Origin of the sequence: Mesorhizobium sp. M0174 (assembly GCF_040322275.1) — a bacterium.
GTDB lineage: Bacteria > Pseudomonadota > Alphaproteobacteria > Rhizobiales > Rhizobiaceae > Mesorhizobium.
Map to the genome: position 1 here is coordinate 186,589 of NZ_JAMYTB010000008.1, position 19,840 is coordinate 206,428.

Annotated in this window: 20 protein-coding genes and 1 pseudogene; 9 read left to right on the top strand and 12 right to left on the bottom strand. The window is 61.3% G+C overall.

Features of this window, described 5'->3' with window-relative positions:
• Positions 1-42: 42 nt before the first annotated feature.
• Positions 43-1,164, top strand: coding sequence for a carbohydrate ABC transporter permease (locus tag NKJ13_RS18690; RefSeq protein ID WP_352506569.1), 1,122 nt, complete (start codon positions 43-45; stop codon positions 1,162-1,164).
• A gap of 13 nt (positions 1,165-1,177) precedes the next feature.
• Positions 1,178-2,095 carry a carbohydrate ABC transporter permease gene (locus NKJ13_RS18695; protein WP_352506464.1) on the top strand — a complete coding sequence of 306 codons (918 nt, stop codon included), beginning with the start codon at positions 1,178-1,180 and terminating at the stop codon, positions 2,093-2,095.
• 60 nt (positions 2,096-2,155) lie between these two features.
• Here the strand turns inward: NKJ13_RS18695 and NKJ13_RS18700 are convergent, their stop codons facing one another.
• Positions 2,156-2,899, bottom strand: a complete 744-nt coding sequence (locus NKJ13_RS18700; protein WP_352738011.1) for a creatininase family protein — start codon at positions 2,897-2,899, stop codon at positions 2,156-2,158.
• A 5-nt stretch (positions 2,900-2,904) separates the two neighbouring features.
• Positions 2,905-3,470 (bottom strand): annotated as a pseudogene (locus NKJ13_RS18705) (SIS domain-containing protein).
• Positions 3,471-3,654: 184 nt separating this feature from the next.
• Between NKJ13_RS18705 and NKJ13_RS18710 the strand changes: the two are divergent.
• The gene (locus NKJ13_RS18710; protein WP_352738009.1) at positions 3,655-4,677 is read left to right on the top strand and encodes an aldo/keto reductase; all 1,023 of its coding nucleotides are present in this window, start codon (positions 3,655-3,657) and stop codon (positions 4,675-4,677) included.
• A gap of 74 nt (positions 4,678-4,751) precedes the next feature.
• Here NKJ13_RS18710 and NKJ13_RS18715 read toward each other — a convergent pair whose 3' ends face one another.
• The 4 genes from NKJ13_RS18715 to NKJ13_RS18730 form a co-directional block, all read right to left on the bottom strand.
• On the bottom strand, positions 4,752-5,024 hold the full coding sequence (locus NKJ13_RS18715; RefSeq protein WP_006201846.1) for an HU family DNA-binding protein: 273 nt from the start codon (positions 5,022-5,024) through the stop codon (positions 4,752-4,754).
• Positions 5,025-5,220: 196 nt separating this feature from the next.
• Complete coding sequence (gene lon / locus NKJ13_RS18720; protein ID WP_254817728.1) at positions 5,221-7,632, bottom strand: endopeptidase La; 2,412 nt, start codon at positions 7,630-7,632, stop codon at positions 5,221-5,223.
• 280 nt (positions 7,633-7,912) lie between these two features.
• Positions 7,913-9,187: an ATP-dependent Clp protease ATP-binding subunit ClpX gene (gene clpX / locus NKJ13_RS18725; RefSeq protein WP_006332719.1), complete on the bottom strand. Its 1,275-nt coding sequence runs from the start codon at positions 9,185-9,187 to the stop codon at positions 7,913-7,915.
• A 305-nt stretch (positions 9,188-9,492) separates the two neighbouring features.
• The gene (locus NKJ13_RS18730; RefSeq protein WP_254817601.1) at positions 9,493-10,122 is read right to left on the bottom strand and encodes an ATP-dependent Clp protease proteolytic subunit; all 630 of its coding nucleotides are present in this window, start codon (positions 10,120-10,122) and stop codon (positions 9,493-9,495) included.
• 346 nt (positions 10,123-10,468) lie between these two features.
• Between NKJ13_RS18730 and NKJ13_RS18735 the strand changes: the two genes are divergently transcribed.
• On the top strand, positions 10,469-11,059 hold the full coding sequence (locus NKJ13_RS18735; RefSeq protein ID WP_352738007.1) for a hypothetical protein: 591 nt from the start codon (positions 10,469-10,471) through the stop codon (positions 11,057-11,059).
• 4 nt (positions 11,060-11,063) lie between these two features.
• Here NKJ13_RS18735 and NKJ13_RS18740 read toward each other — a convergent pair whose 3' ends face one another.
• A complete protein-coding gene (locus NKJ13_RS18740; RefSeq protein ID WP_352506469.1) occupies positions 11,064-12,167 on the bottom strand; it encodes an NAD(P)/FAD-dependent oxidoreductase in 1,104 nt (367 codons plus the stop codon).
• A gap of 97 nt (positions 12,168-12,264) precedes the next feature.
• On the opposite strand from NKJ13_RS18740, the gene NKJ13_RS18745 reads away from it, so the two are divergent.
• Positions 12,265-13,512, top strand: a complete 1,248-nt coding sequence (locus NKJ13_RS18745) for a cytochrome P450 (protein ID WP_352738005.1) — start codon at positions 12,265-12,267, stop codon at positions 13,510-13,512.
• A gap of 33 nt (positions 13,513-13,545) precedes the next feature.
• On the opposite strand, the gene NKJ13_RS18750 is transcribed toward NKJ13_RS18745, so the two are convergent.
• The 5 genes from NKJ13_RS18750 to NKJ13_RS18770 form a co-directional block, all read right to left on the bottom strand.
• A complete protein-coding gene (locus NKJ13_RS18750) occupies positions 13,546-13,896 on the bottom strand; it encodes a cupin domain-containing protein (RefSeq protein WP_352738004.1) in 351 nt (116 codons plus the stop codon).
• Positions 13,897-13,901: 5 nt separating this feature from the next.
• Positions 13,902-15,182, bottom strand: a complete 1,281-nt coding sequence (locus NKJ13_RS18755) for an O-acetylhomoserine aminocarboxypropyltransferase (protein WP_352738002.1) — start codon at positions 15,180-15,182, stop codon at positions 13,902-13,904.
• A 181-nt stretch (positions 15,183-15,363) separates the two neighbouring features.
• Positions 15,364-15,885: a CoA-binding protein gene (locus NKJ13_RS18760; RefSeq protein ID WP_352738000.1), complete on the bottom strand. Its 522-nt coding sequence runs from the start codon at positions 15,883-15,885 to the stop codon at positions 15,364-15,366.
• A gap of 76 nt (positions 15,886-15,961) precedes the next feature.
• Positions 15,962-16,384, bottom strand: a complete 423-nt coding sequence (locus NKJ13_RS18765; protein ID WP_352702557.1) for a VOC family protein — start codon at positions 16,382-16,384, stop codon at positions 15,962-15,964.
• Positions 16,385-16,393: 9 nt separating this feature from the next.
• The gene (locus NKJ13_RS18770) at positions 16,394-17,215 is read right to left on the bottom strand and encodes an enoyl-CoA hydratase (RefSeq protein ID WP_352737998.1); all 822 of its coding nucleotides are present in this window, start codon (positions 17,213-17,215) and stop codon (positions 16,394-16,396) included.
• 156 nt (positions 17,216-17,371) lie between these two features.
• On the opposite strand from NKJ13_RS18770, the gene NKJ13_RS18775 reads away from it, so the two are divergent.
• The 4 genes from NKJ13_RS18775 to NKJ13_RS18790 all read left to right on the top strand — a co-directional run bounded on the left by NKJ13_RS18775 (position 17,372) and on the right by NKJ13_RS18790 (position 19,754).
• Positions 17,372-17,836, top strand: coding sequence for a PaaI family thioesterase (locus NKJ13_RS18775; RefSeq protein ID WP_352751594.1), 465 nt, complete (start codon positions 17,372-17,374; stop codon positions 17,834-17,836).
• A gap of 214 nt (positions 17,837-18,050) precedes the next feature.
• Positions 18,051-18,515, top strand: a complete 465-nt coding sequence (gene rplM / locus NKJ13_RS18780) for a 50S ribosomal protein L13 (protein WP_023674645.1) — start codon at positions 18,051-18,053, stop codon at positions 18,513-18,515.
• A 1-nt stretch (position 18,516) separates the two neighbouring features.
• The gene (gene rpsI / locus NKJ13_RS18785; RefSeq protein WP_352738314.1) at positions 18,517-18,999 is read left to right on the top strand and encodes a 30S ribosomal protein S9; all 483 of its coding nucleotides are present in this window, start codon (positions 18,517-18,519) and stop codon (positions 18,997-18,999) included.
• A gap of 224 nt (positions 19,000-19,223) precedes the next feature.
• A complete protein-coding gene (locus tag NKJ13_RS18790) occupies positions 19,224-19,754 on the top strand; it encodes a hypothetical protein (protein WP_352703095.1) in 531 nt (176 codons plus the stop codon).
• The last annotated feature ends 86 nt before the right edge of the window (positions 19,755-19,840 follow it).

Sequence of the window (19,840 nt, forward strand, 5' to 3'; positions counted from 1 at the left end):
CGAGCCTCCTGTGAACGGGCAAGACGCGTGGCTGACCGGACCCTGGCTGACCAGACTTTGTCGACAAGTGAATGGCCGGCAGGCGCCGTGCCATCCGACCTGATCCCACGGAGCCGCAAACGGCTTGGCTGGGCGCTGATGGCTGCTGCAACGCTCGGCCTTCTGGCGGTGATCGCGCTGCAGATCCTTTACAAGAGCGATGTCGACGCTATCGGCTTCGAGAGCTGGCGGCCGGTGGTCTACGCCTATGTGCTGTGGGGTGTCGCACTCGGCATCGGCCAGGTGCTGACGCGCGGCGAGGACGGCCAGCGCGCGCTGTTCCTGCTGCCGGCGCTGCTGTTCACCATTGCCATGGTGATCTTCCCGACCCTGTTCGGCTTCTACATCGCGCTGACCGATTGGAACCTCAGTTCTTTCAGCGGCCGGAAGTTCAACGGGCTCGACAATTTCTGGCAGATGCTGAACGATGCCTATTATCGCAACGCGCTGTTCAACATGGTGCTCTACGTGCTGGCGGTGTTGGTCGAATATGTGATCGCCTTCGGCCTGGCGCTGCTGCTCAACGCGCAGATCCGGGCGCGAAAATTCTTCCGCGTCGTCTTCCTGCTGCCGCTGATGCTGTCGCCGGTGGCGGTGTCGTGGATGATCGGCAAGTCGTTGATGGAATACCGCTTCGGGCCGGCCGCCACGCTGGCGCGGCATCTCGGCTGGGAAAACCCGGCCTTCTTCTCCAACCCGATCACCGCCCGCATCTCGATCATGGTGCTCGACGCCTGGACCTTCATCCCGTTCATGATGATCATGCTGCTCGCCGGCCTGCAGGCGATGTCGCGCGAAGTGCTCGAGGCGGCGCGTGTCGATGGCGCCAACCCATGGCAGACCTTCTGGCAGGTCACCTTCCCGCTGATGCTGCCGGTCTCGGTGACGGCAGTCATCCTGCGCATCATCTTCAAGCTGAAGCTCGCCGATATCATCATCACCGTCACCTCTGGCGGCCCGGGCGGCGCGACCGATTCAGTGTCGAGCTTCATCTACCGCGAATATCGCGATCGATCGAATGTCGGCTACGGCACGATGCTGGCGATGGCCTATTTGATCATCATCATCGTGTTCGTGACCTGGCTGCTGAAATTCGCCAGCCGCTTCGTGCGCAACGTCAACTGATCGGGCCGGCAAGATGAGCGTTCAGACCACGGACTATGCCGCTTCCGAAATTCGTTCGCCGGCGAGCTTCGTCGCCAACCGCGTCTTCATCTACGGCGCGCTCATCTTCTGGGCCTTCATCTGTCTGTTCCCGATCTATTGGACGATAACCACTTCGTTCAAGACCGCGGTGGACGTCACCCAGGGCCATCTGATTCCGTTCGTCGACTTCCAGCCCGACTGGAAAGGCTGGCGGTCACTCGGCCTCTCTCCGGACTCGATCCTTCGGACGTCGACGGTTCGCGACGAATTTATCAAGCGCTTCATGAATTCGGTCATCACTTCGGTCGGCGCCTCGAGCCTGGCGATCGTCATTGGCAGCCTCGCCGCTTACGGGCTGACCCGCTATCGTTACAAGTTCGCCTGGTTCAGGAACGAGGACATCTCCTTCTTCTTCCTGTCGCAGCTGATCCTGCCGCCGGTGGTACTGGCCTTGCCCTTTCTCGTGCTCTACCGGGAAGTCGGCCTGCTCGACACACGCATCGGGCTGATCCTGCTCTATACGCTGATGGTGCTGCCGATCGTCATCTGGATCATGCGCGACCAGTTCAATTCCATTCCCGTAGAACTGGAGGAGGCAGCACTCGTCGACGGCCTGTCGATCTGGGGCGCTTTCTTGCGCATCGTCATGCCGATCGCGCTGCCGGGCATGGTCGCCGCCTTCATCCTTGCAATGGTGCTGTGCTGGAACGAGTATTTCTTCGCCGCGCTTCTGACCTCGACCGACGCCAAAACCATCCCTGTCATGGTGGCGAGCCAGACCGGCTCACAAGGCATCAACTGGTGGTCGATGGCAGCGCTCGCCACCGCGGCCATCACACCGCTCGCCGTTATCGGCATCGCGCTCGAGCGTTACCTGATCATGGGCATGACGGCGGGCGCGGTGAAATAACTGCGCCAGCCTTCCCTTCTTCCACAACAAGGGAACAACAAGGGAAGAGGGAAAACCGCGCTAACCCGAAAGGGTTGCCCGCAAATGATCGAGGATCATGGCGATCCCTTTTTGCCCCAATTCGGCCGAGGCTTCGGAAGCACTTGCCGTGTACCAGCCGGTGTTGTCGGCGAAGCGGTCGGCATCGACCGCTTCCGGGCACAACGCCAGCATCAGCGACGTCTCGCCGATGCCGGCATGGTCAAACGGGTATTGGGTGTGCATTGAAGCCGGCATCAGCGGATGCACCTGCACCCAGTTGAAGAAATTGCTGCCCTCGGCGTGCTCGGCATAATAGTTGGCCATCGCCGCAGAGCCCCACCAGCCTTCGCCACGTTCTTTCTCCAGGAAGCGGAAGATCGCCTGCCGGCCGGCGGCCTTGAAGGCGAGATCGGTTGGCATGCCGGCAGCAAAATTTTCGGTCTGGTGGTGAATGATGGCGTGGATGTTGCGGAAGCCGATACGCAGCAGGCTGTAGAACAATTCTTCCGCAAATGGCGCCAGCACATTGCCGCCGACCTGCACCGAACCACTGCCCTCCGGTGCTGCAACCGCATAGCTCGCCGCGCCGTAATAGAAGGGCGGCAGAATGACGATCTCGGCTTCTTTTTCGAACAGCTCCAGGCTCTTGATCACCGCCAGCGTGTCCATGCCGACGGCCATGTGCTCGCCATGGTATTCAAGAACACCGAGCGGCAACACGACCGGCCGGTTCTCGACGATCGTCTTGCGGATCTGGTGCGGCAGCATCAATTCGTACCGCATGACAACTACTCCATATTGGTGTGGCGGGCGCGCATCGCTTCAGGCGAGACGCCGGTCAGGTCCCGGAGCTTCAGCACCATCACTTCGAAGAGAACGAACAGCGCGCCTTCGAAGACCGAGCCCATCGGCAGCACGGACGTCTTTTCCGGGCCCTGGTCGTCGGCCATGGTCTGAGCCGGGATAAGCAGTGTGAGGTCGGCCAGCTTTGCGGCAGTGCTGTCGGCTTGCGCGGTGAGCAGCAGGACGGCGGCACCGGCATCGCGTGCGACCCGCATCAAGGTCAGCACCGTCGGCGTCTCACCCGGGCCGGAACTGGCGAGGAAGACATCGCCCGCGCTCAGCGGCGGCGTGGTCATATCGCCGACCACCGAAACCGGCAGACCGAGATGATACAGCCGCATGGCAAAACCTTGACCTGCAGCGCCTCGCGGCCGCAGCCATAGGTGACGATCTTTCTCGCGCCCGCCAAGATGGCGCAAGCGGCGTCGACGCGGCTTTCGTCGATACGCTCCAGCACGGTACCAAGCTCGTTCAGCGCAATCCCACACAGGTTTTCGCCGGCGTCCCTCATGACATTTGCACCAGCTTCCAGGCGCCGGAGAACCACTTGAATATGTCAGTCACATCGGCCCCGAACAGCTCGTTTTCATTCATGCTATCACCGCGAAAATCGGTGTCCAACGACACGCAGTGCTTTTGATGTGCCACAGCCGTGATAGTGTCACGGCAAATCGCAAATGAGGAAACGACAGTATATGAAGACACGGCATTTCGACCGCATCGGCAATGGCGGCATCACCTTCACCGAGCTCGGCTTCGGCACCGCGCCGCTCGGCAATCTCTACCGCGCCGTCTCCGACGAGGATGCCAATGCCACGCTGGAGGCGGCATGGCGGGTCGGCTGCCGCTACTTCGACACCGCGCCGCTTTATGGGCTAGGCCTAGCCGAAACGCGGCTCAATCCGTTCCTGCGTTCGAAGAAGCGCGACGACTACGTGCTGTCCAGCAAAGTCGGACGCATCATGCGCGGCTGTCCGCCGGATCAGCGCACCGGCATCGGCAAATTCTTCGACACCCCTTCGCGCCGCGAGGTCTACGACTATAGCTATGACGGTATCATGCGCTCCTTCGAGGCCTCGCTGGAACGGCTCGGTGTCGACCGCATCGACATCCTCTTCGTGCACGATGTCGACATCTTCACGCATGGCAGCAAGGAAGCCTCGGACCAGCGCATCCAGGAATTCATGAGTTCCGGCTACTATGGATTGCTGGCATTGCGCGACCAGGGCGTGATCAAGGCGTTCGGCGGCGGCATCAACGAGTGGCAGGTTGCCCAGACGCTGGCCGAGCGCGGCGATTTCGATCTGTTCCTGCTTGCCGGGCGCTACACGCTGCTGGAGCAGGAGGCGCTGCAGTCTTTCCTGCCGCTATGCCAGCAACGCGGCATCGGCATCGTTCTCGGCGGGCCTTACAATTCCGGCATCCTGGCAACCGGGCCGAAGCCCGGCGCCTACTACAACTATTCGAAGGCGCCGCAGGACATCATCGACCGCGTCACCCGTATCGAGGCCGTCTGCAAGCGCCACGGCGCGCGCCTGATCGAGGCGGCGCTGCAGTTCCCGCTGCTGCATCCTTCCGTCGTCTCGGTAATCCCCGGCGGCCAGCGGCCTGGCGAAGTCGAAAGCAATCGCTCGCTGCTCGACGCGAAGCTGCCATCGGCGCTGTGGGCCGATCTCAAGAAAGAAGGCTTGATGCGCACGGACGCGCCGACGGCGTAGCGCCGCCTTTTCCAACAGAAAAGAAAAACCGGATATGCCGGTTCTTCTTTTCTCTGAAAGACTTAAGGAGGCGCTTAGTTGACCGCGTCCTTGAGGCCCTTGCCGGCCGAGAACTTCGGCACGGTGCGCGCCGGGATCTTCACTTCCGCACCGGTCTGCGGATTGCGGCCGGTCGACGCGGCGCGTTTTGACACGGTGAAATTTCCGAAGCCGACAAGCCGGACATCGCCGCCCTTTTTCAGTTCGCCGGTGATGACGGAAAACACCGCATCAACCGCCGACTGCGCGTCACCCTTCGAAATACTCGCGGCATCGGCGACAGCGGATACCAGTTCGTTCTTGTTCATAAAAATTCCCTTCCATGAGAAAACCGGAACACTCGACTCATCCGGCAGGAAACGGACTTTAGAAAGAAGCGCCCCGGCAACCAAGTCGAAAAGCGCCAAAAAAGTTGAAAAAAGCCCGGAAATCTGCGGTTCTTCACATGAAAAAGCCGGGCTCAAGGCCCGGCTCTCTCTTTGTGCATTGCAACTTTAGCAAGCGCTAATGCGCCAGCGATTTACCAGCTTCGTCTGCGACATCGACCACGGCCGGCGCATTAACGGGTTCGACCCACTGGATCGGTTCCGGCATACGCACCAGCGCATGGCGCAACACTTCACCGACGCGTGAGACCGGAATGATTTCCATGCCGCTCTTCACGTTTTCCGGAATCTCCGCCAGATCCTTGGCGTTCTCTTCCGGGATCAGCACCTTCTTGATGCCGCCGCGCAGTGCGGCAAGCAGCTTTTCCTTAAGGCCGCCGATCGGCAGCACCCTTCCGCGCAGCGTGATCTCGCCGGTCATCGCCACATCGGCCCTGACCGGGATACCGGTCAGCACCGAAACGATTGCCGTCGCCATCGCCACGCCAGCAGACGGTCCGTCCTTCGGGGTTGCGCCCTCCGGCACGTGGACGTGGATATCGCGCTTGTCGAACAGCGGCGGCTCGACGCCGAAATCGATGGCCCGCGAGCGGACGTAAGAGGCCGCCGCAGAGATCGATTCCTTCATCACGTCGCGCAGATTGCCGGTCACGGTCATGCGGCCCTTGCCGGGCATCATGACGCCTTCCACCGTCAACAGCTCGCCGCCGACTTCCGTCCAGGCGAGCCCGGTGACCACGCCGACCTGATCGTCGCTCTCGACCTGGCCGAAGCGGAAGCGCGGAACACCAAGGTAATCGGCAAGATTGTCCGCCGTGATGTTGATCGTCTTCTTCTTCGTCTTCAGGATCTCGGTCACCGCCTTGCGCCCGAGCTTCATCAGCTCGCGCTCCAGGCTCCTGACGCCCGCTTCGCGGGTGTAGGTCTGGATGATGCCGCGGATCGCGTCCTCGCCGACGGAGAACTCCTTCGGCTGCAACGCGTGGTCGCGGATCACCTTGGGCATCAGGTGACGCTTGGCGATCTCGATCTTCTCGTCCTCGGTGTAGCCAGCGATACGGATGATCTCCATGCGGTCCATCAAGGGCGCAGGAATGTTCAGCGTGTTCGCCGTCGTCACGAACATCACGCTCGACAAGTCGTATTCGACCTCGAGGTAGTGGTCCATGAACGTCGAGTTCTGCTCGGGATCGAGCACCTCGAGCAAAGCCGATGACGGATCGCCGCGGAAATCCTGGCCCATCTTGTCGATCTCGTCGAGCAGGAAGAGCGGATTGGATTTCTTCGCCTTCTTCATCGACTGGATGACCTTGCCGGGCATCGAGCCGATGTAGGTGCGCCGGTGACCGCGGATCTCGGCCTCGTCGCGCACGCCGCCCAGCGCCATGCGGATGAACTCGCGACCAGTCGCCTTGGCGATCGACTTGCCGAGCGAGGTCTTGCCGACACCGGGAGGTCCGACGAGGCACAGGATCGGCCCCTTCAGCTTCTTCTGGCGGCTCTGCACGGCGAGGTATTCGACGATGCGGTCCTTGACCTTGTCGAGGCCGAAATGATCCGTATCGAGCACGTTCTGGGCAAAGGCCAGATCCTGCTTGACCTTGGAGTTCCTGCCCCATGGGATCGACAGCAGCCAGTCGAGATAGTTGCGCACCACGGTCGATTCAGCCGACATCGGCGACATCGTCCGCAGCTTCTTCAGTTCGGCTTCCGCCTTTTCGCGGGCCTCCTTGGAAAGCTTGGTCTTCTTGATACGCGCCTCGATCTCGGCGGCCTCGTCGCGGCCGTCCTCGCCCTCGCCGAGCTCCTTCTGGATCGCCTTCATCTGCTCGTTGAGGTAGTATTCGCGCTGTGTCTTCTCCATCTGGCGCTTGACGCGCGAGCGGATGCGCTTCTCGACCTGCAGCACCGAGATTTCGGCTTCCATGAACCCCATCGCCTTTTCCAGCCGTTCCTTGACGGACAGCGTGGCGAGCATCTCCTGCTTCTCGGGGATCTTGATGGCAAGATGCGAAGCGACCGTGTCGGCGAGCTTGGAATAGTCGTCGATCTGGCTGGCGGCACCCACCACTTCGGGCGAGATCTTCTTGTTCAGCTTGACGTAGTTCTCGAAGTCGGTGACCACGGAACGTGCCAGCGCCTCGACCTCGACCTCTTCCTCATCCGGTTCGACCAGCGCCGCAGCACGGGCTTCATGGAAGTCGGGACGGTCGGTGAACGCGACGATTTTCGCGCGCGAGGCACCTTCGACCAGCACCTTCACGGTGCCGTCCGGCAGTTTCAGCAATTGCAGCACATTGGCGAGCGTGCCGATGTCAAAGATCGCATCGGGCTCCGGATCGTCGTCGGCGGCATTCATCTGGGTCGCGAGCAGGATCTGCCTTTCCTGACCCATCACTTCTTCCAGCGCCTTGATCGACTTTTCACGCCCGACAAAGAGCGGAACGATCATGTGCGGGAACACCACGATGTCGCGCAGCGGGAGGACTGCGAAGACGCCGTCGCTGGGAGCCTTGGATAATTTGGCCATTGTCCAACCTTTCATGTCGCGGCCGCCAATCGGCCAACCGCGAATCTCATATTAACGACCGGGGATCGTTCCGCCTACCACCGTTTGTGACGGGAGTTTTACAGCACAGAATTCGGCACCACGGCCTTCTGCCATTAGTTGGAGGCACTGAGGGTAAAGATCAAGGGTCAACACGGTCCGTACCTCCAATCCGCACCCAGCACGCGGCGCCATACGCGGTGTGCGACAGCAAAACGGCGCCCCGCGGCGCCGTTTCAGAAAAATCCATTGCCGGCTCACGTCAGGCGCTGACGTTGCCCTTCTTTTCCTTCTGCTCGGAATAGATGTAGAGCGGCCTGGCGTTGCCTGACACCACCTCTTCCGAAATAACCACTTCGCGCACGCCTTCCAGTGCTGGCAGCTCGAACATGGTGTCGAGCAGGATCGCTTCCATGATCGAACGCAGGCCGCGTGCGCCGGTCTTGCGCTCGATTGCGCGCTTGGCGATCGCCGAGAGCGCGTTCTCGTGGAAGGTCAAGTCGACATTTTCCATCTCGAACAGCCGCTGATACTGCTTGACCAACGCGTTCTTCGGCTCGGTCAGGATTTGGATCAGTGCCGGCTCGTCGAGATCCTCCAGCGTCGCCAAGACAGGCAGACGGCCGACGAACTCGGGAATGAGGCCAAACTTCAAGAGGTCCTCAGGCTCGACCAGGCGGAAAACATCGCCGGTGCGGCGATCCTCGGGCGAAGCGACGATAGCGCCGAAACCGATCGAGGTCTTCCTGCCGCGATCCGAGATGATCTTGTCCAGCCCGGCGAAAGCGCCGCCGCAGATAAATAGGATGTTGGCGGTGTCGACCTGCAGAAATTCCTGCTGCGGATGCTTCCTACCGCCCTGCGGCGGCACGGAGGCGACAGTGCCTTCCATGATCTTCAAAAGTGCCTGCTGCACGCCCTCGCCCGATACGTCACGGGTGATCGACGGGTTGTCCGACTTGCGCGAGATCTTGTCGATCTCGTCGATATAGACGATGCCGCGCTGGGCGCGCTCGACATTGTAGTCGGCCGACTGCAACAGCTTCAGGATGATGTTCTCGACGTCCTCGCCGACATAACCGGCTTCGGTCAGCGTCGTCGCGTCGGCCATGGTGAAGGGGACGTCGATGATGCGGGCCAGCGTCTGCGCCAGCAGCGTCTTGCCGCAGCCGGTCGGGCCGATCAGCAGGATGTTCGACTTCGCCAGTTCGACATCGTTGTTCTTGCCGGCATGGGCGAGGCGCTTGTAGTGGTTGTGGACGGCCACCGACAGCACGCGCTTGGCGTAGGGCTGGCCGATGACGTAGTCGTCGAGAACCTTGAGGATTTCCTGCGGTGTCGGCACGCCCTCGCGCGACTTCACCATCGAGGTCTTGTTCTCTTCGCGAATGATGTCCATGCACAGTTCGACGCATTCGTCGCAGATGAACACCGTCGGCCCGGCGATCAGCTTGCGCACTTCGTGCTGGCTTTTGCCGCAAAACGAGCAATAAAGCGTGTTCTTGGAATCACCGCTGTTGTTGCCGACCTTGCTCATTTTCCTGTCCTTTCATGGCCGCCCGCCGATGGTCTGGTTGAAAGGGCGCATATTCAATCTATCGCGGGAATCCGCTGCCGCCAGTGCCCCGGCTCCCGCAACGCATTCCGTACGAAACACAAATCGGAAAACGGGGCAATGATTCGAACAACCCCACGCAAAGCTAAGCCGTCGAAAATCAACATAGCCTTAACGTAGGCAATTGCACCCGTCGAGGGAACAGCCAATTGTGGCCGAAATGCCGCAAGCTGCGCCAAAAGCGCGTAATCCCGCCACTCATTGCCACCGCAGGGGCCACCGCGGGACTATAAGGCAATACCTTCGACCGGCTCACGTGACGAAATGACCTTGTCGATGAGGCCGAAATCCCTGGCCTCGTCGGCAGTCATGAAATGGTCACGGTCGAGCGTTCTTTCAATCTCATCGTAGCTCTTGCCGGTGTGCTTGACGTAAACCTCGTTGAGGCGGCGCTTCAGCTTGATGATATCCTGGGCATGGCGCTCGATGTCGGAGGCCTGGCCCTGGAAGCCGCCGGAAGGCTGGTGGACCATGATGCGGGCATTCGGCGTAGCAAAGCGCATGTCCTTGTGGCCGGCAGTCAGGAGCAGCGAACCCATCGATGCGGCCTGGCCGATGCAGAGCGTCGACACGGCGGGCTTGATGAACTGCATGGTATCGTAGATCGCCATGCCGGAGGTGACGACGCCGCCGGGCGAGTTGATATAGAGGTTGATTTCTTTCTTCGGATTCTCCGCTTCGAGGAACAGCAGTTGCGCGCAGACCAGCGTCGCCATGCCGTCCTCGACCGGGCCGGTGATGAAAATGATGCGCTCCTTGAGGAGCCGCGAGAAAATGTCGTAGGCCCGCTCGCCGCGATTGGTCTGTTCGACCACCATCGGAACGAGGTTCATGTAGGTTTCGACGGGGTTCTTCATGGACTATCCCTTTTTGAGGATGGGATTCCGGCGCCGGAGATTTGCAATCGGGCAGAATCGGTTCTGGATCGTTATTGTGTAAATAGGATGCCGGCTCACCCTAGCGCAAGGCCGCCTCTCCTAGCCATCCGGTTAAGTCGAATCAAGGTTTCCAAAGCAAGTTTCGCCCGTCGCCGTGCCGGCAGCCCTCTCCTGCCGTCGGAAGGGCGCTCATGCCTGGCCGGCGTTTAGCGTTTTCTTAACCGCATCGCTTAACGAAAAGTGGTGAAACCGCTTTTTCCAGCCACGGCTTACCCTACAATTCAACGTTGAACTCGCTTCATGCAGTTCAAACAGGGGGAGTGCGATGATCAGGAAAGCTGCTTCCTTGGCCCTTACCGGCATTACCGTTCTCGGCATGGCGTCCGAAACGGCTGCCGGCGGACGCGCGGTCGAATGCTACGAGCAGGTCAACCGGCCGGCCGTCTACGACACGGTCTATGAGGACGTGCTCGTCAGCCCAGCCGGCCAGCAGGTGGAATACGAGGCGCCAATCTACGGAACGCGCGAGCGCGTGGTGCAGATCGCGCCGGTGCGTGTCAGCTACGAGATCGTGCCCGCCATCACCCGCACCATCTACCGCTCCGTGAAGGTTGCTGACGGCGGCTATTCCTGGGAATGGCGCATCATCAATGGCCGCAAGGTGCTGTGCAAGGTCAGGCACAAGGCGCGCTATGAACGCGTGGCCGAAATCGTCGTGGTTGAGCCGGAACGCCGGCGGCGCGTTGTCCTCCCCGCCGAATACGAGAGCGTCGCCGAAGAGGTTCTGGTGCGGCCGGAGCAGCGGCGCATCATCGACATTCCGGCGTCGTATCAGACAGTGGCTCGCCGCTTGGTGGTCAGGGAGGGTTCGTCGAGCTGGCGGCGAGTGCATATTCCGAGGCATTGCCGATACTAGGCGCTCAGGGCGCCTCGGCCCTGAGCCATTTCTTCAGGCCGTCGACATCGTCATTGCCGACGCAGGCCGCAACCCTTCTGCCAACAGCCGCGCCGAACTTGTAGCCGTGGCCGGAGCAGGCCGAGACGACCAGGCATTTGCCTTTCCGGTGGGCCAGGAATCTCTCGTCGACGGTGAAGGTGTAGGCGCAGGTGACCACTTCGGTGACCCTGTACTCCTCGATCCGGGCAATCGGCGGCGAAAACAGGTTGCGGATCGCCTCACCCTCGCCCGGCACCGGCTGGCGGTTCCAGTCGGCATCGCTGGTCGGCACCCTGTGCAGGCCCGAGCCGAATTTCATGCCGGCGCCACCTGTCGGCGGAATTGCGTAGCCGTCGATGGTGCCGCCGACGTTGAGGACGACCGGCGCTGCCTGCCAGGCTGCCTTCAGATCAACCGGCGGTTCGACATAGGCGAGCGCGGTGCGCCAGGTTTTCAGTTCGCCGTCCAGTTCCGGGAACAGTTTCAGGACCCAGGCGCCGGCAGCGACGACGATCCGGTCGGCCTGCATCGTTTCGCCGCTCGCAAGCACGACCTGTCCGGCGTCGGCGTCGATCTCGGCGACCTTGCTGTTTTCGTAGACATTGGCGCCGTTCGCGCGCAGCCACCTGGCGAGGCCCGAAGCGATCTTGCGGCAGTGCAGCGCGCCGCCGTCCGGCGAAAAATATGCATAGCGGAATGAACCAGGTTCTAGGAACGGCCAGCGTTCGACCGCGGCGTCCGGCTCGACCAATTCGAACGGATAATTTCCCGCTTCCATGCCCTCGCGGTATTCCTCCGCCTCATCTCCCGGCTCGCGCGAAATACAGATGAAGCCGCGCGGATCGAGATGGCTTTCACCGAGATCGGCCCACATCTCGTCCCAGGCCTCATAGGCTTCGGTGATCAGCCGGCCGTAGCCCGTTCCGGCCCGGTAGGCGCGGCGAATAATGCGATGGTGGTCGCCGGAGGCGGCGAGCGGATTGGGAATCGATCCCTGCTCGACGATCGAGACGAGGTGACCAGCCTTGACCAGCGACCACGCCGTCGAAAGTCCGGCAATGCCTGCACCGACCACGATCACATTCATGAAAACTGTCCTTCCGCAACCGCTTCGGCGGCTCACCTCACGGCAGGGCCAACATACGGTCTGGCACCAGACTGGCAAGCCGCGCTAATGATCTGGCATGACCGAATTGAAGCCGCCCTACCTTGCCTTTGATCCAGCCACGCGCAGCCTGCGGCTCGATCCGCACGAGCCGGCTTTCTTCCACAATCCATACGAGGCCTACACCTTCCTGCATGGCGCATCGAACGCCTTCTTCTGGGAAGAATTTGGCTTCTGGTGCTTTGGCGGCTTCGACGATGTCAACCGTCTGCTGCGCGATCGCCGCTTCGGCCGCCAGAATCCGGCCGGCATTCCGGACAGCCGAGGCATCGGCCAGGACCGTACGCATCTCAGCGCATTCGACGGCGTCGAGGCCAATTCGATGCTGGAGCTGGAGCCGCCTGTCCACACACGGCTCAGAACGCTGGTCAACCGCGCCTTCGTCTCGCGCCAGATCGAGCGGCTCAGGCCGCGTGTCGAGGCGCTGGCCAACGAACTGATCGACCGCTTCGAACCAGGAGAAGTCGACCTGCTGCCGGCGCTCGCCGCTCCCTTGCCGATCACCATCATTGCCGAGATGCTCGGCGTGCCGGTCGATATGGGGCCGCAGCTGCTCGACTGGTCGCATCGGATGGTCGCCATGTACATGCACGGCCGCACCCGCGAGACCGAAGAGACGGCCAATCGCGCGGCGCGGGACTTTTCGCATTTTTTGCGTGGCTACGTCGCCGAGCGGCGAAAGAGGCCGGGCGACGATCTTCTGTCGCTGCTGATTGCGGCCCAGGAGGACGGCCAGAAACTGTCGGAGGACGAGCTGGTATCCTCGGCCATCCTTTTGCTCAATGCCGGCCATGAGGCAACTGTCCACCAGACCGGCAATGCGGTGCGGTCGATCCTCGCACAGGGCGGCGATCCACGCCGCTTCTTCACCTCGTCGGAAGCAACAGCCGCGACGGTCGAAGAGTGCCTGCGCTTCGACGCGCCGCTGCACATGTTCACGCGCTACGCCTATCAGAAGGTCGAGGCCGGGCCTGGTATCGTCGTCCAGCCGGGCGAGACGATCGGTCTGCTGCTCGGCATGGCCAATCACGACCCGGTGGCCTTTGCCGAGCCCTTCGCCTTCAGGCCGGGCCGCGCCGACCAGAAGAACGTATCGTTCGGCGCCGGCATTCATTTCTGCATCGGCGCGCCGCTCGCCCGGCTCGAATTGCAGGTGTCGCTGAAAACCCTGTTCGACCGGCTACCGCAGTTGCATCTTGCCGAACAGCCGCGCTTGCGCGACACCTATCATTTCCATGGGCTGGAAACGCTCGCCGTGCGCTTTTGAGCATTCGTCCGGCAGGCTCAGCCGCAGGGGTGATTAAAGCTTGATCACATACTCCTTGCGAGTCGTTTCAAACACTTCCCAGCTGCCCTTAAAGCCTGGCCTCAGCACGAAGCTGTCGCCTGCCCTGACAGTGCGCGCATCGCCGCCGTCTTCGGCGATCACCGAAACCCCTGACAGGATGTGGCAGAACTCCCACTCATCATATTCGATGCGCCATTTGCCTGACGTCGCTTCCCAGACGCCGACATAAAGGCCGCCGTCCTGTTCCTCGACATTCCAGGTGCGGAATTTCGGATCGCCCGAAATCAGGCGATCCGGCGCCGGCGCGCCAAGTTCCGGTTCGACGGTGTCGACGCCGACGGAAAGAAATTTCGGCGGGGTCATGGCGATCAAACCTTGGCGAGAGCCTGTTCCAGATCGGCGACGATGTCGTTGACGTCCTCGATACCGACCGAAAGCCTGACCGTGTCCGGCCCTGCCCCCGCGTTGATCTTCTGCTCGTCGGAAAGCTGGCGATGCGTGGTCGATGCCGGGTGGATGACCAGCGACTTGGTGTCGCCGACATTGGCCAGGTGCGAGAACAATTCGAGCGCTTCGACGAATTTGATGCCCGCCGCATAGCCGCCCTTCAACCCAAAGGTGAATACCGCGCCGGCGCCAAGCGGCGAGTACTTCTTCTGCAGCGCATTGTTCTTGTCGCCGGGCAGGCCGGGATAGGACACCCAGGCGACCTTGGGATGGTTGGAAAGCCACCCGGCGACTGCGGCCGCATTGTCGCAGTGGCGCTGCATCCTCAGCGGCAAGGTTTCCAGGCCAGTCAGGATAAGGAATGCATTGAACGGCGAAATCGCCGCGCCGATATCGCGCAGCCCGAGCACGCGGGCGGCAATGGCGAAGGCGAAATTACCGAAGGTTTCGTGCAGGACCAGGCCGCCATATTCGGGGCGCGGCTCCGACAGCATCGGATATTTGCCCGACTTCGACCAGTCGAAGGTGCCGCCGTCGACGATGGCGCCGCCGATGGAATTGCCGTGACCGCCGATGAACTTGGTCAGCGAATGCACGACGATGTCGGCGCCATGCTCGATCGGCCGCAGCAGATAGGGCGAGGCCAGTGTGTTGTCGACGATCAGCGGCAGGCCGTGCTTGCGGGCAATGTCGCCGATCTTCTCGATGTCGACGAAGACGCCGCCCGGATTGGCCAGGCTTTCGATGAAGATTGCCTTGGTTCTGTCGTCGATCTGGCTCTCGAAGCTCGAGATGTCATTGGTGTCGGCCCAGCGCACCTGCCAGCCGAAATTTTTGAAGGCATGACCGAACTGGTTGATCGAGCCGCCGTAAAGCTTTGTCGCTGAAACGAAATTGTCGCCGGGCTGCATCAGATTGTGGAAGACCAGCACCTGCGCGGCATGGCCGGAGGCGACCGCAAGGCCTGCCGTGCCGCCTTCGAGTGCCGCGATGCGCTCTTCCAGCACCGCCTGGGTCGGGTTCATGATGCGGGTGTAGATGTTGCCGAACGCCTTCAGCCCGAACAGCGAGGCGGCATGGTCGGCATCGTCGAAGACGAAGGAGGTGGTCTGGTAGATTGGAGTCGCTCGCGCCCCGGTCGCCGGATCCGGCTTGGCGCCGGCATGGACGGCGAGCGTGTTGAAACCGGGCGTGCGGGCCATCGAAAAACCTCCCTCAATGGTGAATAGTGAATGGTGAATGGTGAATGGTGAATGGTGAATGGTGAATGGTGAATGGTGAATGGCAAAGTCGGCCAGCCCCACCCTGATTGCAAGCGGCTCATATGCCGCCTTGCCGGCCTTCCAGAAAAATCCTTCTATTCACCATTCACCATTCATTTACCTACTTCTGGCGAACGCCGAAACTCTGGAACCCCGGCCGCATCAGCGGCTTCTTCGACGACAGCACGCCTGAATTGACGCCGGTCCAGCCGATCTCGCCGGACAGCTTGCCATATTCGATCTTGGGGCAACGGTTCATCACCACCTTGATGCCGGCGGCTTCGGCGCGTGCGGCCGCCTCGTCATGGCGTATGCCAAGCTGCATCCAGATGACCTTCGGCAGCGGATCGAGCCGCAACACCTCGTCGACAATGCCCGGCACGGCAGCGGAAGCGCGAAACACGTCGACCATATCGACAGGTCCTGGAACGTCGGCGAGTCTGGCATAGGTCATCTGGCCCAGAATCACCTTGCCAGCCTGGCCGGGATTGATCGGGAACACCGAAAACCCTTTGCCGAGCAGATATTTCAGCACGAAATAGCTCGGCCGCACGTCATTGGCCGATGCGCCGACCATGGCGATGGTCTTCACCGAATTGAGGATGCCGGCGATATAGGCGTTGTCGTAGGCGTCGTGGTTCATGCCTCGTCATACAGCGCTTCGGAGTGAGGTGCCAACAGCCGAGCAAGTGGCTTGCAATGGGCCAGGGAGAACGTCGTCAGCCCGGCAGCGAAATCGATCCGTCTTCCGCGATCGGAAAAGCCGGATTGTGCGCGACTTCCCAGACATGCCCGTCCGCATCGGCGAAATAGCCGTACCAGCCGCCCCAGAAGGCGCGCCCGGCCGGCTTGACGATCTTGCCGCCGGCCTTCTCAGCCGCCGCAAGCACTTCGTCGACCTCGGCGTCAGAGCGGGTGTTGTAGGCAAGGTAGACGGCCGAAGGTGCCTTGCTGAAGGTCACGCCCGAATCCTCTTCGGCGCTTTGCCGCGGGAACAGGCCGAGAATGGCGCCGCCCATCTGGAAGAAGGCAACGCCCTCGGTGATCCCGGCATGGCGCTTCAGGCCCATCGCCTCGTAGAAGCGCACCGCGCGGTCAAGATCGTCCGTCGCGATGGTGATGATGGAGATGCGCGGTTCCATATCCGCCTCCTATTCCTCCGGCCATTCCGGCTTGCGCTTGCCGATAAAGGCGCCGATGCCCTCTTCCGCGTCGCGCGCCAGCATGTTCTCGACCATGACGCGCCCGGTGTAACCATAGGCCTCGGCGAGCCCCATTTCCGCCTGCTCATAAAAGGCTTCCTTGCCGATCTTGACGACCAGGGAGGATTTGGACGCAATGGTTTGCGCGTATTTGGTGACAATCTGATTCAGATATTCGCGCGGCACGACGCGGTTGACCAAGCCGAATTCCTTGGCGGTTGCCGCATCGATCGTCTCGCCGGTCAAAAGCATCTCCATGGCGTGCTTGCGCGAGACGTTGCGCGACAGCGCCACCATCGGCGTCGAGCAGAACAGTCCGATATTGACGCCAGGCGTGCAGAAGGTCGCCTCGTGCGAAGCGATGGCGAGGTCGCAGCTGGCGACCAGCTGCAATCCGGCCGCCGTTGCCAGGCCGTCGACTTCGGCGATCACCGGCTTAGGATGGCGAACGATCGCCTGCATCAGTGAAGCGCAGGCGGAAAACGTCTTTTCGAAGAAGCCCCTGCCGCGATCGGCATCGGCGCGGTGCGCGCTCAACTCCTTGAGGTCGTGTCCGGCGCAGAACACCTTGCCGACCGCCCCGAGGACGATGACGCGGACGGATTTGTCGGCCTTGGCGCGGTCGAGTTCCGCCGTCAGCGCCGCCATCACTGCAAGCGAAAGAGCATTGGCCGGCGGATTGGCGAGCGTCAGGCGCAGCACGCCCTTGTCCAGCCTGGAGACGACCGGCCCTTCGGCAACGGCAGGCTTGATGGCGACGATTTCGGCCATAGATCGTTCCTCCGCGATTCCGGATCGATGATGGACTAATCTAGTATGCCGGCTCGCTTCGTCCAACTCCCTCGTCCGCTTCTGCCCTAATGAATGGCTGTTGCCAGAAACGCCACGTCGCGTTCATACATGCAGGGCGCAAACCGGGAGCCTGAAATGCCCGCCCACAGCAATCTCAAGCCGGTGCTGACGGCCGCCGAAATCAATGCGCTGATGGCGACCATTTTCCCGCAGCTCAACGACCAGTTCACCTTTTACGAGGCGTTGGAGGTGTTTCCAGGCGGCTGTGTCGTGCGACTCAATACCGACGAGCGCCATTTGCGTCCCGGCGGCACCGTGTCGGGTTCGGCGCTGTTCACGCTGGCCGACATAGGCGGTTATGTCTGCGTGCTCTCGCATGCCGGGCCGGATGCGCTTTCGGTCACCACCAGTCTCAACATCAATTTTGTCCGCAAGGCCGAGGGTGGTCCTATCGACGGCCATTGCCGCATCCTCAAGCTCGGCAAGAGCCTGATGGTGTTCGATATCGACATCGTCGCCGGCCCGGAGGGACACACGGTAGCGCACGCAACGGGCACCTATTCGATCCCGCCAAAGCGGATTGATGGTGTGGTAAAATAATACCTTTCATCCAAGGCATTGTTTTTGCTGGATTTTGATAGCTTGCTGACATTTCACGCGCCTTGACGCAGTCGCCGTCCTCTCCTATAAGCCCTCACGGAACAGCGGCCCGCAAAGGCCGCCGTTTTGTTATTGGCGGCGGGCAAGCGCCTTTCGCCAATCCAAGCAACAAGAAACGCCTTCTTTTGAAGGTCCGAACCGAAAGCAACAATTCATGGCAACCTTTTCGCAGAAGCCTGCGGATGTGGTGAAGAAGTGGGTGCTGATCGACGCCGAGGGTCTCGTCGTCGGCCGTCTCGCCACTGTCATCGCCAATCATCTTCGCGGCAAGCACAAGCCCACCTTCACCCCGCACGTCGACGACGGCGACAACGTCATCGTCATCAATGCCGACAAGGTGGTGTTCACCGGCAAGAAGTTCACCGACAAGGTCTATTACTGGCACACCGGCCACCCCGGCGGCGTCAAGGAGCGCACCGCGCGCCAGCTGCTCGAGGGTCGTTTCCCCGAGCGTGTCGTCGAGAAGGCCGTCGAACGCATGATCCCGCGTGGCCCGCTCGGCCGTCGCCAGATGAAGAACCTCCGCGTCTATGCAGGCACGGAACATCCGCATGTCGCCCAGCAGCCCGTCGTCCTCGACGTGGCCAAGCTGAACGCCAAGAACAAGAAGGTTTCGTAAGATGGCTGAGCTTTCCTCGCTCGCAGAACTCGGAGCTGCCACCGGCAATACCAACACCCAGCCGGCCGCACCCATCCATGTCCAGAAGCTCGACAAATCGGGCCGCGCCTATGCCACCGGCAAGCGCAAGAACGCCATCGCCCGCGTCTGGGTGAAGCCCGGCTCCGGCAAGATCGTCGTCAACGACAAGGTGTTCGCCGAATATTTCGCGCGCCCGGTGCTGCAGATGATCCTTAACCAGCCGATCATCGCCGCCAATCGCGCCGGCCAGTACGACATCGTTGCCACCGTCATCGGCGGCGGCCTTTCCGGCCAGGCCGGTGCCGTGCGCCACGGCATCTCCAAGGCGCTGACCTATTACGAGCCGGCGCTGCGCGCCGTGCTCAAGAAGGGTGGCTTCCTGACCCGCGACAGCCGCGTCGTCGAGCGCAAGAAGTACGGCAAGGCGAAGGCCCGCCGCTCCTTCCAGTTCTCGAAGCGTTAAACAGATACCTGTTTTCTATCGATTTTTTCAAAGGGGCTGCGTATTTCGCAGCCCCTTTTCTTTGTCGACATAGCAGTCCCGCATCTTCAGGTGACCTATCGTAATATTAGTAGTATCTTAATTACCGGCGCGTTCTATATCCCAGGGCAGCAGCCAACTCCACAGAGCGGGAGCTGTGCACGTTGCGACGCGCCGGTAACCCGACGCTCGCGAAGGAGGAGGCAATGCGCATCCATTCCAGCAGTGTGTTTCTAGCAGCTGTCGCCGCCACTTGGGCATTCGCCGCGCCTGCGGCCGACAAAAGCGACAAGCAGCTGATCGAGAATGCGATTAGAGCGGCACCGGCGGCTGTCGGCAAAAACGCCGCCGTCGTGAATTGGGAGATGAAAACGTTGAGGAAGGGCACCAACGGTTTCACTTGCATCCCGGACGACCCGGGCACTCCCGCCGACGACCCAATGTGCACGGATGAGAACGGGATGGCGTGGATGCACGCGATCATGTCCAAGAAGGAGCCGCCGGCAGGAAAAGTTGGTTTCGCCTACATGCTAAAAGGAGGCGATGCGGCCAGCAATACCGACCCCTTTGCAACCAAGCCGCCGGAGGGGGCCGAATGGCTGCATGATGGTCCGCACGTGATGGTCATGAACGCACCAGACATGATGGCCTTGTATCCCCACGAGCCGAACCCCACACAGCCATACGTCATGTTCCCCGACACGCCCTACGCGCACCTGATGATCCCAGTCAAATAGATCAAGCAAGACCTGCCGCGAAGCGTAGTGGCGGGTCACCCTGAGGGAAGGGAGCCGCGCTTATTTTCGGGCGCGACTCTTCCGGG